12 protein-coding genes are annotated in these 14,225 nt (G+C 67.1%); 6 read left to right on the forward strand and 6 right to left on the reverse strand.

Annotated elements, in window-relative coordinates:
* Nucleotides 1-15 precede the first annotated feature (15 nt).
* Together serS and cysG are read left to right on the forward strand one after the other, a co-directional pair.
* Nucleotides 16-1,296 (forward strand): serine--tRNA ligase, encoded by a 1,281-nt coding sequence (gene serS, locus CAF78_RS04265; protein ID WP_085674393.1) that lies wholly within the window; start codon nt 16-18, stop codon nt 1,294-1,296.
* A complete protein-coding gene (gene cysG, locus CAF78_RS04270; protein ID WP_085674391.1) occupies nt 1,297-2,688 on the forward strand; it encodes a siroheme synthase CysG in 1,392 nt (463 codons plus the stop codon).
* Nucleotides 2,689-2,727: 39 nt separating this feature from the next.
* Here cysG and CAF78_RS04275 read toward each other — a convergent pair whose 3' ends face one another.
* From CAF78_RS04275 to CAF78_RS04295, 5 genes are all read right to left on the reverse strand, one after another.
* Nucleotides 2,728-4,053 carry an OprD family porin gene (locus tag CAF78_RS04275; RefSeq protein WP_085674389.1) on the reverse strand — a complete coding sequence of 442 codons (1,326 nt, stop codon included), beginning with the start codon at nt 4,051-4,053 and terminating at the stop codon, nt 2,728-2,730.
* A 67-nt stretch (nt 4,054-4,120) separates the two neighbouring features.
* Entirely contained in the window at nt 4,121-4,519 is a 399-nt protein-coding gene (locus CAF78_RS04280; protein ID WP_085674387.1) for a PPC domain-containing DNA-binding protein, read from the reverse strand.
* The gene (locus tag CAF78_RS04285) at nt 4,516-5,067 is read right to left on the reverse strand and encodes a hypothetical protein (RefSeq protein ID WP_085674385.1); all 552 of its coding nucleotides are present in this window, start codon (nt 5,065-5,067) and stop codon (nt 4,516-4,518) included. The genes CAF78_RS04280 and CAF78_RS04285 overlap by 4 nt, the downstream gene beginning before the upstream one ends.
* Nucleotides 5,064-6,644, reverse strand: a complete 1,581-nt coding sequence (locus CAF78_RS04290; protein ID WP_085674382.1) for an acyl-CoA synthetase — start codon at nt 6,642-6,644, stop codon at nt 5,064-5,066. Before CAF78_RS04290 ends, CAF78_RS04285 begins: the two co-directional genes overlap by 4 nt.
* The gene (locus tag CAF78_RS04295) at nt 6,641-7,810 is read right to left on the reverse strand and encodes an acetyl-CoA acetyltransferase (protein WP_085674380.1); all 1,170 of its coding nucleotides are present in this window, start codon (nt 7,808-7,810) and stop codon (nt 6,641-6,643) included. Before CAF78_RS04295 ends, CAF78_RS04290 begins: the two co-directional genes overlap by 4 nt.
* 393 nt (nt 7,811-8,203) lie before the next feature.
* On the opposite strand from CAF78_RS04295, the gene CAF78_RS04300 reads away from it, so the two are divergent.
* From CAF78_RS04300 to CAF78_RS04310, 3 genes are read left to right on the forward strand one after another with little or no spacing between them, the layout of a single operon-like run.
* Nucleotides 8,204-9,235 (forward strand): TRAP transporter substrate-binding protein, encoded by a 1,032-nt coding sequence (locus CAF78_RS04300; protein WP_085674378.1) that lies wholly within the window; start codon nt 8,204-8,206, stop codon nt 9,233-9,235.
* Nucleotides 9,232-11,115, forward strand: coding sequence for a TRAP transporter large permease subunit (locus CAF78_RS04305; protein WP_085674376.1), 1,884 nt, complete (start codon nt 9,232-9,234; stop codon nt 11,113-11,115). Before CAF78_RS04300 ends, CAF78_RS04305 begins: the two co-directional genes overlap by 4 nt.
* Before the next feature lie 12 nt (nt 11,116-11,127).
* Nucleotides 11,128-11,919 carry an SDR family NAD(P)-dependent oxidoreductase gene (locus tag CAF78_RS04310; protein ID WP_085674374.1) on the forward strand — a complete coding sequence of 264 codons (792 nt, stop codon included), beginning with the start codon at nt 11,128-11,130 and terminating at the stop codon, nt 11,917-11,919.
* A 181-nt stretch (nt 11,920-12,100) separates the two neighbouring features.
* Here CAF78_RS04310 and CAF78_RS04315 read toward each other — a convergent pair whose 3' ends face one another.
* The gene (locus tag CAF78_RS04315; RefSeq protein WP_085674372.1) at nt 12,101-13,024 is read right to left on the reverse strand and encodes a LysR family transcriptional regulator; all 924 of its coding nucleotides are present in this window, start codon (nt 13,022-13,024) and stop codon (nt 12,101-12,103) included.
* Nucleotides 13,025-13,183: 159 nt separating this feature from the next.
* Here CAF78_RS04315 and CAF78_RS04320 point away from each other — a divergent pair, with 159 nt between their 5' ends.
* Nucleotides 13,184-14,215 carry a sigma-54-dependent Fis family transcriptional regulator gene (locus CAF78_RS04320; RefSeq protein WP_085674370.1) on the forward strand — a complete coding sequence of 344 codons (1,032 nt, stop codon included), beginning with the start codon at nt 13,184-13,186 and terminating at the stop codon, nt 14,213-14,215.
* The last annotated feature ends 10 nt before the right edge of the window (nt 14,216-14,225 follow it).

The raw sequence follows: 14,225 nt of genomic DNA on the forward strand, positions 1-14,225 counted from the left end.
TAACGAGAGAACGATATGCTCGATTCCAAACTGTTACGCGGCCAACTTCAGGAAGTGGCGGATCGCCTGGCCTCCCGTGGCTTCAGCCTGGATGTCGCGCGCATCGAATCACTGGAAGAGCGCCGCAAGGCGGTGCAGACCCGCACCGAGCAGCTGCAGGCCGAGCGTAATGCCCGTTCCAAGTCGATCGGCCAGGCCAAGGCAAAGGGTGAGGACATCGCCCCGCTGATGGCTGACGTCGAGCGCATGGCCAACGAACTGGCTGCCGGCAAGAGCGAACTGGACGGTATCCAGGCCGAACTGGACGGCATCCTGCTGACCATCCCCAACCTGCCGGACGCCAGCGTGCCGGTCGGTGCCAGCGAAGACGACAACGTCGAAGTGCGCCGCTGGGGCACGCCGGCTGCCTTCGATTTCGAGATCAAGGACCACGTCGCCCTGGGCGAAATCAGCGGTGGCCTGGACTTCGAAGCCGCGGCCAAGCTGTCCGGCGCGCGTTTTGCCGTGCTGCGTGGGCCCATCGCCCGCCTGCACCGCGCCCTGGCGCAGTTCATGATCAACCTGCACACCGGCGAGCACGGCTACGAGGAGCACTACACCCCGTACCTGGTGCAGGCCCCGGCCCTGCAGGGCACCGGCCAGCTGCCGAAGTTCGAGGAAGATCTGTTCAAGATCACCCGCGAAGGCGAAGCCGACTTCTACCTGATCCCGACGGCCGAAGTGTCGCTGACCAACCTGGTCGCCGAGCAGATCCTCGACGCCAAGCAGCTGCCACTCAAGCTGGTCGCCCACACCCCGTGCTTCCGTAGCGAAGCCGGTGCGTCGGGCCGTGACACCCGCGGCATGATCCGCCAGCACCAGTTCGACAAGGTCGAGATGGTGCAGGTGGTCGAGCCGTCCAAGTCGATGGAAGCCCTGGAAGGCTTGACCGCCAACGCCGAGCGCGTGCTGCAGTTGCTGGAGCTGCCATACCGCGTCCTGGCCCTGTGCACCGGCGACATGGGCTTCGGCGCCGTGAAGACCTACGACCTCGAAGTGTGGGTGCCGAGCCAGGACAAGTACCGCGAAATCAGCTCCTGCTCCAACTGCGGTGACTTCCAGGCGCGCCGCATGCAGGCCCGCTGGCGCAACCCGGAAACCGGCAAGCCGGAGCTGGTGCACACCCTCAACGGCTCCGGCCTGGCCGTAGGCCGTACCCTGGTGGCCGTGCTGGAAAACTACCAGCAGGCCGACGGTTCGATCCGTGTACCAGAGGTGCTGAAGCCGTACATGGGCGGCGTCGAGGTCATCCGCTAAATGGATTACCTGCCGCTGTTCCACAAGCTGCAGGGCGGCCGGGTACTGGTCGTCGGCGGCGGTGAGATCGCCCTGCGCAAGGCGCGCCTGCTGGCCGATGCCGGCGCCGCGCTGCGCGTGGTGGCGCCGGACGTCGACGGCCAGCTGGCCGCGTTGGCCCGGGAAGGTGGCGGTGAGGTGCTGGTGCGTGGCTATCAGGCGGCCGACCTGGTCGGCTGCCGGCTGGTGATCGCGGCCACCGACGACCCTGGGCTCAACGCCCAGGTGTCGGCCGATGCGCAGGCGCTGAGCCTGCCGGTCAACGTGGTGGATGCGCCGGCCCTGTGCACGGTGATCTTCCCGGCGATCGTCGACCGGTCACCGTTGGTGATTGCGGTGTCCAGTGGCGGTGACGCCCCGGTGCTGGCGCGGCTGATCCGCGCCAAGCTGGAAGCCTGGATCCCGTCGGCCTATGGCGAACTGGCCGGGCTGGCTGCGCGCTTCCGGCACAAGGTCAAATCCTTGTACCCGGACGTCAACCAGCGCCGGGGCTTCTGGGAAACCGTGTTCCAGGGGCCGATCGCCGAGCGCCAGCTGGCCGGGCAGGGCGCGGAGGCTGAACGCCTGTTGCAGGCGATGGTCGACGGTGCGCCGGTGCAGCAGGGTGGTGAGGTGTACCTGGTGGGTGCAGGGCCGGGCGATCCGGACTTGCTGACCTTCCGTGCCTTGCGCCTGATGCAGCAGGCCGATGTGGTGCTGTACGACCGCCTGGTGGCACCGGCCATCATCGAGATGTGCCGGCGTGATGCCGAGCGCATCTACGTGGGCAAGCGCCGCGCCGACCATGCCGTACCGCAGGACCAGATCAACCGCCTGCTGGTCGACCTCGCCCAGCAGGGCAAGCGGGTGTTGCGCCTCAAGGGCGGCGACCCGTTCATCTTTGGCCGTGGTGGTGAAGAGATCGAGGAGCTGGCCGAGCAGGGTATCCCGTTCCAGGTGGTGCCGGGCATTACTGCGGCTAGTGGTTGTTCCGCCTATGGTGGGATTCCGCTGACTCACCGTGATTATGCCCAGTCGGTACGCTTCGTCACTGGCCACCTCAAGGATGGCACCAGCAACCTGCCTTGGCATGACCTGGTGGCACCGGCCCAGACCCTGGTGTTCTACATGGGGCTGGTGGGCTTGCCGACCATCTGTGCCGAGCTGATTCGCCACGGGCGGGCGGCCAGTACGCCGGCTGCTTTGGTGCAGCAAGGGACCACGCGCAATCAGCGGGTGTTCACCGGCACCCTGGCGGACCTGCCGCAACTGGTGGCCGAGCATGAAGTGCATGCGCCGACTCTGGTGATTGTCGGGGAAGTGGTGCAACTGCGTGAGAAGCTGGCCTGGTTTGAAGGGGCGCAAAACAGCTGAAATCGCCGGGGCCGCAGAGCGGCCCCGGCATTCTCAATGCTAAAACAGCGGCACCGAATAGCTCACCGTCAGCCGGTTCTGATCCTGGTTCCATTCACTGGGCACCCCACTGCGCAGCATGCCGTTGCGCCAGCTAAAGCCCAGCCCCTTGAACGTCCCGCTCTGCACCACGTAGTCCAGGGCGATATCACGCTCCCATTCCTTCTCGTCACCCCCGGACGCCATGCGGATGTTGGTGCCCTTCAGGTACGCCACCGAAGCCACCAGCCCCGGCACGCCCAGCGCGGCGAAGTTGTAGCTGTATTGACCAAAGGTGGTGCGCTCGCCCGCACGGGTGAAGCTGGTCACCAGGCGGTCGGTGAACAGGTAGATGCTCGCCCCGGCGGCGCCTTCGCCGGTATTGCCCTGGTTCAGCTGGACGAAGTTGCCGCTGTCGGACACCCGCTGGTGGCCGAGCAGTACCGCGTGGCCGCCGATGGCGTAGGTGAACATGGCGCTCCAGGTGTCGTTGTCGATCTTGCCCGGCGTATCGCCCAGGCCACTGACCTGGTAGCCCGCCGCGCGGCCGCTGGCCGAGTCGTTGCGCCCGTCGGCATCGGTCTTGAAGTAGCGCAGGTCGGTGGTCAGCGACTGGTTGTCGGCCAGCGCCCAGGTGTGCACCAGGCCGGCAAAGTGCTGGAGGTAGTAATCCTGCAATTGCGCGGCGTAGTACTGCAGCTTGAGGTCGCGGGTCAACTGGTAATCGGCGCCGGCAAAGAGGAACTCGTTGCTCTGACGGGTGCCGCCTGCCACGGCCAGGCCCGAGCGGTTGGTCGAGCCGCGGCCGGTGGTGTGCTCCAGGCGACCGCCGATCAGGGTCAGGCCGTCGATTTCCCTGGACGTGAGCATGCCGCCTTCGAAGGTTTGCGGCAGCACCCGGCCGTCGTTGGCCACCAGGATCGGCAGCTTCGGTTGCAAGGTGCCGTAGCGCGCCTCGGTCTGTGAGAAGCGCAGCTTGCCGGTCAGCCCCAGCCGGCTCCATTCGTCCACGGCGCTGCCATCACTGTCGTCGGGGATCATCGAGCTGCCGCGGTGGTTGCCGGCACCACCGTCCAGGCGCACGCCGAGCATGCCCAAGGCATCGAGGCCGAAGCCGACGGTGCCATCGGTGAAACCGGACTTGTAGTCGAGCACGAAGCCTTGGGCCCATTCGGCGGTCTTGCTTTGCCCCGCCGCGCCTGGGCGGTCACGGAAATCGTTGTTGAAGTAGTAGTTGCGCAGGTTGAGGTTGGCCTTGCCATCCTCGATGAAGGCGGCCTGAGCTGCGGGCAGGGCAAAGGTGCTGGCGGTGAGCAGGTACAGGGGCGCGCGTGGCTTTCTTGTCATTGTTGTTTTCCTGAAGGCGAAAGGGCGCCCGAAACTGCCGGGCGCAAAGGGCGTGGTGCAGGGTGGGTCAGTCGGGCAGCCATTCCTGCAAGGTCAGCTCGACGGTGATGAACGACAGGTTGCGGCCGCGCTGCAGGCGGCCGGCGAAGATGTTGCCGGCGGCATCGGCCAGCACCGCCTGCAGGCGGCTCTGCCCGGCACTGACCTCGCCGCTGAGGCTGAGGATCTCGATGCCCGGGCCCGGCACGTGGATGTCCTGCATGCCCTGGCGGCCCAGGTAGTGCAGGGCGCCGTCGATCAGGCTGCCAAGCCCGCCACGGACCACGGCGCAGCTGATGCCGTGGCTGGCGCAGAGCGCCTCGGCGCTGTCGATGATGTCTTCGTTGGGCTTGAGCCGGGCGATCACCAGGCGGCCTAGCTGGCCGCTCTGTACCTGGGACTCGGCGCTGAGTGGAGCAAGGGTCATGAGGCCTCCTTGAGCACGGGGTGCAGCAGGTTGAACTGGGTTTCGGCATCCGGCTGCACCTGGTAGGCCACCTGGTCGAACAGGCACAGGCGCAGCACCAGCGGTTCGCTGCCGACGATCAGCCGGTTGAGCACCAGGTGGCCGCCGTGCTGCTGCCCGTCGCGGTCGATGAAGCCGGCGTGGCAGTGCAGCAGCGGCGCGCCGCTGGCATCGCGGCCGACGGTGAGGGCGCCGCTGATGAAGGTGATGTAGCCGTCAAGCACCACCGGCTGGCCGTAATCGTAGGGGCGCTGGCTATCGCGGGTGGTGACCATGCGGTGGTAGCTCAGGTGCGCCGCGCCGCCGCAGAGGATGCGCCCCACCGCACTCTGGTAGCGGCAGCCGTGCAGCACGGCCAGCAGGCCTTCGGCGACATTGCAGGCCAGCGGCAGCTCGACGCGCAGTTCCTGGCTGTGCGCCACCTCGCAGTCGAGCAGGCGTGGCTGCTGCGGCAGGCCGCCGTGAATGAAATGGCGCACGCCGCCATGGGTTTCGAAGTGCGGGGTCATGCCGGCTGCTCCTGGCCCGCTTCGAGCAGGGCGCGGATGTGTTTCTTGACGATCTTGCCGTAGCCGGACTTGGGCATTTCATGCCAGCGCACGAAACGCTTGGGCCACTTGTAGCGCGCCAGGCGCGGCTCAAGGTGGGCCAGCAGCTGTTCGTCGCTGACCTCGCCGGTGGTGACGATCACCGCGCAGCCGCATTCGCCCCACTTCTCGTCGGGCATGCCCAGCACCGCCACTTCGTTGACCGCCGGGTGTGTCAGCAGCGCTTCTTCGATTTCCCGTGGGTAGACGTTGGAGCCACCGGAGATGTACATGTCCGACGCGCGGCCGGTGATGAACAGGTAACCCTGGTCGTCGACATGGCCGAGGTCGCCGGTGTGGAACCAGCCATGACGGAAGCACGCCGCGTTGGCTTCAGGGTTGTTGTAGTAGCCGGCGAACACCGCCGGGCCGCGCACGCAGATTTCGCCGTCACTGCCGGTCGGCAACTCGGCGCCGTGCTCGTCGAGGATCGCCACCTGCATGCCGGTGCGCGGGTAACCGCAGGAGCCGACCTTGGCCTGCGGGCTGTCTTCGGCGTCGTGGCAGTCGGCCGGCAGCACGGTGATGTTGCCGGTCACCTCGCCGAGGCCGTAGTACTGCACCAGCACCTTGCCCAGGGTGCGCAGGGCGTGGCACTGGTCGGCGCGGTACATCGGCGCGCCGGCGTAGATCACATAACGCAGGCTGCTGTGGTCATAGCGGTCCACGGCCGGGTCTTCGGTGAGCATCTTGACGATGGTCGGCACGGTGAACAGGTTGTCGATACGGTGCTCCTGCACCAGCTGCCAGGCTTCGTCGCAGTCCAGCCGTTCGCCGGCTGGCAGCACGCAGGCTGCGCCGCGGGCGACGTTGACCAGGGCGTGGATGCCTGCGCCGTGGGACAGCGGGGCGAGCACCAGCGAACGTGACTGCTGGCTTAGGCCGGGCATCAGGTCGGCCAGGTGGTTGTTGACCACGAAGGCCATCTGGCCGTGGGTGAGCACGCCGGCCTTGGGGTGGCCGGTGGTGCCGGAGGTGTAGAAGAACCACAACGGGTCGTGATAGTGCACCTCGGCCGGGCGGAAGGCGGCTTGCAGCGGCGCGCCTTCATCGAGCAAGGCGTCGTAGCCCAGCTCGCCGCTGCGTGGGCTGCCGATGGCGATCACCGTCTGCAAGGCCGGGGAGGCCGCACGCACGGCGTCGACGTAATGGCCGAAGCCTTCGTCATAGAGCATCGCCACAGCGCCGCTGGAGCTGCCCAGGTAGGCGGCCTCAGGCGGGGTGATGCGCACGTTGGTCGGCACCCAGACCACGCCAAGACGGAACGCCACCCAGGCACTTTCGAACAGTTGCAGGTTGTTGCGCGCATGCACCAGCAGCCGGTCGCCTTTGCCCAGGCCCCGCGCACGCAAGGCGGCGGCAACACTGTCGACACGCTGCAGCAGCTGGCGCCACGACACCGTCTGCTCGCCGCGGATGAAGCCAGGCTGGTCGGGCAGGCGGCGGGCCACCTGGGCCAGCAGCTCACCGAGGTTCATCACGTTGTCGATACCGGTCATCGCACGGCCTCCAGGATGCTCACGTAGTTGGTGACGGCCGCGCCGCCCATGTTGAAGACCCCGGCCCGGTCGGCGCGGGGCAATTGCATGTCGCCGGCCTGGCCGCTGAGCTGCATCGCCGCCATCACATGCATCGACACGCCGGTGGCACCGATCGGGTGGCCCTTGGACTTGAGCCCGCCGGACGGGTTGATCGGCAGCCGGCCGTCCTTGCGGCTGATGCCTTCGGCGATCACCCGTGCGCCCTGGCCGCGTTCGGCCAGGCCCATGGCCTCGTATTCGAGCAGTTCGGCGATGGTGAAGCAGTCGTGGGTTTCTACCAGCGACAGGTCGTCGAGGGTCAGCCGTGCCTGCGCCAGCGCCTGCTGCCAGGCCCGCGCCGCGCCCTCGAACACCGTGGGGTCGCGGCGTGACAGCGGCAGGTAGTCGTTGACCTGCACCGCCGCCCGAAAACGCACGGCCGGGCCAGCGCCGTTGTGCTGGTCGGCGCGGCTGATCACCAGCGCGGCGGCGCCGTCGCTGATCAGCGAACAGTCGCTGCGCTTGAGCGGGCCGGCGACGAAGGGGTTCTTTTCCGAAGGTGTGCGGCAGAACTCGAAGCCGACGTCGCGGCGCATGTGGGCGTACGGGTTGAGGGCGCCGTTGGCGTGGTTCTTGGCAGCGATCATCGCCAGCGCGTCGGACTGGTCGCCGTACCGCTCGAAGTAGGCGCTGGCAATGTTGCCGAACACCCCGGCGAAGCCGCTCTCGATGGCCGCCTCCTCACGGGTGTAGCAGCACTTGAGCAGGATCTTGCCGACCTCGGCGGTGGGCAGGCTGTTCATCTTCTCGAAACCGACCACCAGTGCGTGCCGGGACTGGCCGCTGAGCACTGCCTGCAAGGCCGAGTGGATGGCTGCGGAGCCGGTGGAGCAGGCGTTTTCCAGGCGTACCGCCGGGGTGAAGCGCAGCGCCGGGATGTGGTTGGCGAGCAGCGCGGAAGGGAAGTCCTGGTACAGGAACCCAGCGTTGAAATGGCCGACATGCACCGAGTCGATCTGCTCAGGGTCGAGCCTGGCATGGGCCAGTGCGCCGAGGGCGGCGTCGGCCAGCATGTGCTCGGGGTCGATGTCGGGAAACTTGCCGAAAGGGGCGTGGTGCCAGCCGCTGATCAGGGGTGAATCCATGAGGTGAGTCCTCGCTCGATGGGTTTGCGAGGTCGATGGCAAGAACGGTGCCAGCCCCTTGGCAACGCGTCTGCGCCGTGCCTTTGTGGGCCTGTGCGAGGGTGTCGGCAGGTAGCAGGTGGGTGCTACAGGTGTCGCCTTGAAGGCCTGGGCGACAGTTCAGGGAGACACCTGTTACACCCCGAAGAGCGCCACTGGCCCCGCATCACAATCTGATACACCGTCGTATTCAATGGCTGATGCCTTGTGAATCAGTGGCTTAGGCCCTGATTCAGGCTTGCGTGAGGGCCATTTCGCCTAGCCGGGCAAGGGTGGCACCCCAATTGCTATGTCACTGTCACCATCGCCGTATCCCAACTCGATCAATAAGAACAAATAGGTCAGGAGAGCTTCATGAGCGATTTCACCCGCCGTTCCTTCATCAAGACGGCTTCCATGGCATCGGCCGCAGTCGCCGCCGCCGGCCTGGGCCTGTACAGCAGCAACACCCGCGCTGCCGACTTCAAACTCAAGTTCGCCAACAACCTGCCCATCAGCCACCCGATGAACGTGCGGGCCCGGGCCATGGCCAAGGCGATCAAGGAAGAAACCAACGGCGCGCTGACCGTGCAGGTGTTCCCCAGCAGCCAGCTGGGCAGCGACACCGACACCCTGGCCCAGGTGCGCTCCGGCGCGGTGGACCTGTTCTCGCTGTCGCCCGTGATCCTTGGCACCATGGTGCCGTCGGTGCAGATCAGCGCCGTGGGCTTCGCCTTCAAGGACTACCAGCAGGTGTGGAGCGCCATGGACGGCGCGCTCGGCGAGCATGTGCGCGGCGAAATCGCCAAGACCGGCACGCTGTTCGCCTTCGACCGCATGTGGGACAACGGCTTTCGCGTCACCACCACCAGCACCCGGCCGGTGGCCAGCCCTGACGACCTGCGCGGCATGAAACTGCGGGTGCCGCCCAGCCCGATCATCATGTCGATCTTCCGCGCCCTGGAAGCGGCGCCGACCAGCATCAACTTCGCCGAGGTGTACTCGGCGCTGCAGACGCGCATCGTCGAAGGCCAGGAGAACCCCATGACCCTGGTGTCCTCGGCCAAGCTGTACGAGGTGCAGAAGTACTGCTCGCTGACCAACCACGTGTGGGACGGCTTCTGGATGCTCGGCAACAGCGCCTCGTTCGCCCGCCTGCCGGCGGACATGCAGGCGATTCTGCGCAAGCATATCGACGCGGCGGTGATGGGCCAGCGCGAAGACCTCGCCAAGCTCGAAGGCAGCACCCGCGACACCTTGAAGGGGCAAGGCCTGGAGCTGGTGGAAGCGCCCGCCGATGCCTTCCGCGACAAGCTGCGCAGCGCCAACTACTACGCCGACTGGCACGACAAGTTCGGCGACCAGGCCTGGGCCATCCTCGAGCAATATTCCGGGAAGCTGGCATGATGCGCGCCCCAGCGCTACCGGCCTCCACCGTTTCGCAGCGCCTGCCGGCCCGGGTGCTGATCTGCCTCAACAGCTGGGCCATGCGCCTGGTCGGGGTGATCGCGGTCGCCTTGATGGTGATCGAAACCTTCGTACTGCTGGCGGGGGTGATTGCCCGCTACGTGTTGCACAGCCCGCTGATCTGGTCCGACGAGCTGGCGTCGTCGCTGTTCATCTGGCTGGCGATGTTCGGCGCGGTGCTGGCGCTGGACCGTGGCGAGCACATGCGCATGTCGGCGCTGGTGAACAAGCTGCCCGACGCCTGGCGCGGTTTCAGCGAGACGTTGTCGGCGCTGATCGTCTGCCTGTTCGTGGCCATGATCATCTCGCCTGCCATGCAGCATTCCCACGAGCAGATGTGGATCACCACCCCTGCGCTGGGCATCCCCGACGGCGTGCGCGCGGCGGCCTTGCCGGTGGGCGCGGTGCTGATGCTGCTGGCGGCGGTGGCGCGCATGGCGCGTTACTCGACCGTGCGCCAGTTCATGGCCGGGCTGGCCGTGGTCGGCACGGTAGCGGCGGCATTGTGGCTGGCCCAGCCATTGCTGGCGGCCATGGGCAACTACAACCTGGTGGTGTTCTTCCTGGTGCTGCTGGGCGCCTGCGTGTTCGGCGGCATCCCCATCGCCTTCGCCTTCGGCACCGCGACCATGGCCTACCTGGCGCTGGCCACCCATGCGCCGCTGTCGATCGTGGTCGGGCGCATGGATGAAGGCATGTCGCACATGGTGCTGCTGGCGGTGCCGCTGTTCGTGCTGCTGGGCGTGGTGCTGCAGCTGTCGGGCATGGCGCGCACGCTGATCGACTTCATGGCCTCGCTGCTCGGCCATGTGCGCGGCGGCCTGCAGTACGTGCTGCTGGGGGCGATGTTCCTGGTGTCGGGGATCTCCGGCTCCAAGGTCGCTGACATGGCCGCCGTGGCCCCGGCGCTGTTCCCGGAAATGAAACGCCGAGGCTCCAAGCCCGAAGAGCTGGCGGCGCTGCTGTCGGCCACCGGGGCGATGACCGAGACCATTCCGCCGAGCCTGGTGCTGATCACCATCGGCGCAGTCTGCAGCGTGTCGATCACTGCGCTGTTCATCGGTGGGCTGATGCCGGCGGTGGTGGCCACCTTGGCCATCGCCGTGGTGTGCTGGTGGCGCTCGCGCAAGGATGAGCGCCCGGCGATCGAGCGTGCGCCGCTGTCGCGGGTGGCCAAGACCTTCCTGATCGCCTTGCCGGCGCTGGCGCTGCCGCTGCTGATTCGCGTGGCGGTGCTGGAAGGGGCGGCCACCGCCACCGAAGTGTCGACCATCGGCGTTGCCTACGTGGTGCTGGTGGGGCTGGTGATGCACCTGTTCATGCGTCATATCGAATGGCGCCGGCTGTACCCGATGCTGTTGGAGGCAGCGGCGCTGTCGGGAGCGATCCTGCTGATCATCGGCATGGCCTCGTCGATGGCCTGGGCACTGACCCAGTCGGGCTTCTCGCAGTCGCTGGTGGAGCTGATCGAGGACATTCCCGGCGGCGTCATCGGCTTCATGGTGGTCACCATCCTCACTTTCCTGATCCTTGGCAGCGTGCTGGAGGGCATCCCTGCCATCGTGCTGTTCGGCCCGCTGATGTTCCCCCTGGCCGAGCTGCTGGGCATTCACCCGGTGCACTACGCCATGGTGGTGATCCTGGCCATGGGCGTGGGGCTGTTCGCACCGCCGCTGGGGGTTGGGTTCTATGCCGCCTGCGCCATCAGCAAGACCTCTTCCGACCACGTCATCCGCCGCGTCTGGGGTTACCTCGGCGCGCTGCTGGTGGCGCTGGCGATCGTTGCCTGTTTCCCGTGGATTTCCATCGGTTTCCTCTGAGAGAGCCCTGACATGAGCCAAGCTGCGAAAACGACTCTGCCTGTATCTGCCCACGGACGCGTGGCCCTGGTGACCGGTGCCGCCATGGGCATCGGTGCGGCCATCGCCGAACGCCTGGGGCATGACGGCCACACGGTGGTAGTGGCCGACATCAACCTCAACGCCGCCGAGGAGATGGTCGCCGGCCTGCAGGCCCAGGGCATCGATGCCCTGGCCCTGGCCATCGACATTGGTGACGCCGCCTCGATCAGCGCGCTGTTCGCCACCCTGCGTGAGCGCTGCGGGCGTTGCGACGTGCTGGTGAACAATGCCGGCATCGCCCGCACCCAGCCGTTCCTCGACACTGAACTGGAGGGCTGGCAGCGGCTGATGAACGTCAACCTCACCGGCACTTTGCTGTGCAGCCAGCAGGCGGCGAAGCTGATGCGCGAGCAGGGCTGGGGGCGGATCATCAACGTCGCCTCGATCAGCGGCATGCGCGCCAGCATGGGGCGCACCGCCTATGGCACGTCGAAGGCGGCGGTGATCGGCCTGACTCGGCAGATGGCCATCGAACTGGCCGAGCATGGCATCACCGTCAACGGCATCGCCCCAGGGCCGGTGGACACGCCGCTGACACGCACCCTGCATTCGGCGGCGACCCGCGAGTCGTACGCCCGGGCGGTGCCGCTGCGGCGCTACGGCACACCAGCGGAGATGGCCGGGGCGGTGGCGTTTCTGGCGTCGGAAGATGCGTCGTACATCAGCGGGCATGTGATCCCGGTGGACGGCGGGTTCATGGCCTCGGGGATTCTGGAGATCTGAGTCGCTGGTTTCGCGCAAAACCAAAGGCTGGCGCGGTCGTTGTGGGAGCGGGCTTGCCCGCGAAGCAGGCGACGCCGTGGATGGCACGGGCTCCGCCCGTGTTCGCGGGCAAGCCCGCTCCCACAACGACCGCGCCAGCTTTTTGAAGTCGGGCAAGACAGTTTCGCCCAGAGTATGGGGGTCAGTCTTCAGTCTGGCGCCGCGCCTCATCCTCCCGCGTCGCCTGCTCGCCGGCCTGCAGCGCGGTGTCGACGAAGGTGGCGATGCACGGGTTGTGGTTGTCGGCCTTCCACACCGCCACCACCTCGATCACCGGGGCCTCGCGCAAGGGCCGGAAGCTGGTACTGGCCAGGCGCATGTTGCGCATCGAACGCGGCACGATGGCCACCCCCAGGCCTTCGCCGACCAGGTTGACGATGGTCTGCTGCATGTTGATCTCCAGGCCGATGTTCGGCGTTACCCCGTGCTGCAGGCAATAGCTGCAGATCATGTCGTGCAGGGCAGGGGCGATGCGCCGGGGCACGATGATGAAGGTCTCGTCGGCCAGTTCCCGCGGCTCCACCAGTGCCTGGCCGGCCAGGCGGTGGCCGGGGGGCAGCACCAGGGTCATTTCTTCGCGGTACAGCGTGACCGTCTCCAGGCCGGTGCAATCCTGCGGGCGGTACATGATCGCCACATCCTTGTTGCCGCTGCTGATGTCCTGGGCCAGGTCCAGCGGCAGGGTCTCGGTGAGCTTGAGGTTCACCTGCGGATACAGCGCGGCATAGCGCCGGGTGATGGCCGGGGTGATGCTGTAGGCGGTGGACATCATGAAGCCCACCGACAGCCCGCCAGCCGCACCCCGCGCTGCGGCCAGGGCATTGCGCTTGGCCTGCTCGAAGGCGGCGAACACCGTGCCGGTATCGAGGTAGAAGCGCTGGCCGGCCTCGGTCAGCTCGACCCGCCGGCGTGAGCGGTCGAACAGCTTGACCCCCAATTCGTCTTCCAAAAACGCGATCTGCCGTGACAGCGGCGGCTGGGAGATGTGCAGCCGTTCGGCGGCGCGGCCGAAGTGCAGGGTTTCGGCCAGGGTGCGGAAGTACTGCAGGTGGCGGAGTTCGATCATGATGCTCTCAAAGGTATCAGTCGATGCTGGATTATGTATTGGAAAATATAACTGCGCCTCCCTAATGTGAACCTGCAACACCCCTTCGGCCCCGGCGGCGCCACAAGCGCCGCCCGCCGGCATAGTCACAAGCTATAGAACAAGAAAAAGGTGACGCTAATGACCGCTTCGACCGACCCTGTTCGCCCGTGCCTGCCCGCCGTACCCGAATGCGACATCGCCCACGACAGCGACCCGCGGGTGCGCCAGGCCTTCCGCCGTGCGCTGCGCCTGATGGAGCGCGGCATCGCCGTGTTGATTCGCGGCGAGACCGGTACCGGCAAGGAGATCCTCGCCCGCGCCCTGCATGCCCACAGCCAGCGCCGCGCCGCCCAGCTGGTGGCGCTGAACTGCGCTTCCATCCCCGAGACGCTGATCGAAAGCGAGCTGTTCGGCTACAGCCGTGGCGCCTTTTCCGGCGCGCTGCCGGGGGGCAAGAAGGGCAAGGTACAGCAGGCCGACGGCGGCACGCTGTTTCTCGATGAAATCGGCGACATGCCCTTCGAGCAGCAGACCCGCCTGCTGCGGGTGATCGCCGAGCGCGAAGTGACCCCGCTGGGCGCCGAGCGCAGCGTGCCGGTGAACTTCGCCCTGGTCTGCGCCACGCACCAGGACCTGGCGGCACGGGTGGCCGATGGCAGCTTCCGTGAAGACCTGTTCTACCGCATCGCCACCGGCGTGGTGGAGCTGCCGCCGCTGCGCGAGCGCAACGACCGCGGCGAATTGCTGTGCAACATGGTCGCCTACGAGTTGCCAGGCTGCGACCCTCGCCAGGTGCTTGGCGACGTCTGGGCGCTGCTGCTGGCGCACCCCTGGCCGGGCAACCTGCGCCAGATGCGCGCGGTGGTGCGCTATGCCTGCGCAGTGATGGAAGGCGCGCGCATCCAGCGCAGCGACCTGCCGCTGGACTTCCTCGGCCAGTGCCAGGCCCCGCGCCCGCTGCCGGCCAACATCACCCCGATCCGCCGCCCGGTGCAGCAGGGCGATGAACGCGCCGACGTGCTCGACACCCTGCAGGCCTGCCGCTGGAACATGTCCGCCGCTGCCCGCGAGCTGGGCATCTGCCGGCCCTCGCTGTATCGGGTGATGCGCCGGCTGGACATCCCGCCGCTCAAGGAACAGCTGGCGCTGGGGGCCTGCGGCAGCGCCTGAGCCTGTTTTC

The sequence above is a fragment of the Pseudomonas sp. R28(2017) genome, assembly GCF_002112505.1.
Lineage (GTDB): Bacteria > Pseudomonadota > Gammaproteobacteria > Pseudomonadales > Pseudomonadaceae > Aquipseudomonas.

What these genes read in the sequence shown, in the direction of transcription:
- CAF78_RS04290 (WP_085674382.1), bottom strand. Translation starts at nt 6,644, where the DNA reads ATGACCGGTATCGACAACGTGATGAACCTCGGTGAGCTGCTGGCCCAG.
- serS (WP_085674393.1), top strand. Translation starts at nt 16, where the DNA reads ATGCTCGATTCCAAACTGTTACGCGGCCAACTTCAGGAAGTGGCGGAT.
- CAF78_RS04315 (WP_085674372.1), bottom strand. Translation starts at nt 13,024, where the DNA reads ATGATCGAACTCCGCCACCTGCAGTACTTCCGCACCCTGGCCGAAACC.
- CAF78_RS04285 (WP_085674385.1), bottom strand. Translation starts at nt 5,067, where the DNA reads ATGACCCCGCACTTCGAAACCCATGGCGGCGTGCGCCATTTCATTCAC.
- CAF78_RS04320 (WP_085674370.1), top strand. Translation starts at nt 13,184, where the DNA reads ATGACCGCTTCGACCGACCCTGTTCGCCCGTGCCTGCCCGCCGTACCC.
- CAF78_RS04275 (WP_085674389.1), bottom strand. Translation starts at nt 4,053, where the DNA reads ATGACAAGAAAGCCACGCGCGCCCCTGTACCTGCTCACCGCCAGCACC.
- cysG (WP_085674391.1), top strand. Translation starts at nt 1,297, where the DNA reads ATGGATTACCTGCCGCTGTTCCACAAGCTGCAGGGCGGCCGGGTACTG.
- CAF78_RS04300 (WP_085674378.1), top strand. Translation starts at nt 8,204, where the DNA reads ATGAGCGATTTCACCCGCCGTTCCTTCATCAAGACGGCTTCCATGGCA.
- CAF78_RS04295 (WP_085674380.1), bottom strand. Translation starts at nt 7,810, where the DNA reads ATGGATTCACCCCTGATCAGCGGCTGGCACCACGCCCCTTTCGGCAAG.
- CAF78_RS04280 (WP_085674387.1), bottom strand. Translation starts at nt 4,519, where the DNA reads ATGACCCTTGCTCCACTCAGCGCCGAGTCCCAGGTACAGAGCGGCCAG.
- CAF78_RS04310 (WP_085674374.1), top strand. Translation starts at nt 11,128, where the DNA reads ATGAGCCAAGCTGCGAAAACGACTCTGCCTGTATCTGCCCACGGACGC.
- CAF78_RS04305 (WP_085674376.1), top strand. Translation starts at nt 9,232, where the DNA reads ATGATGCGCGCCCCAGCGCTACCGGCCTCCACCGTTTCGCAGCGCCTG.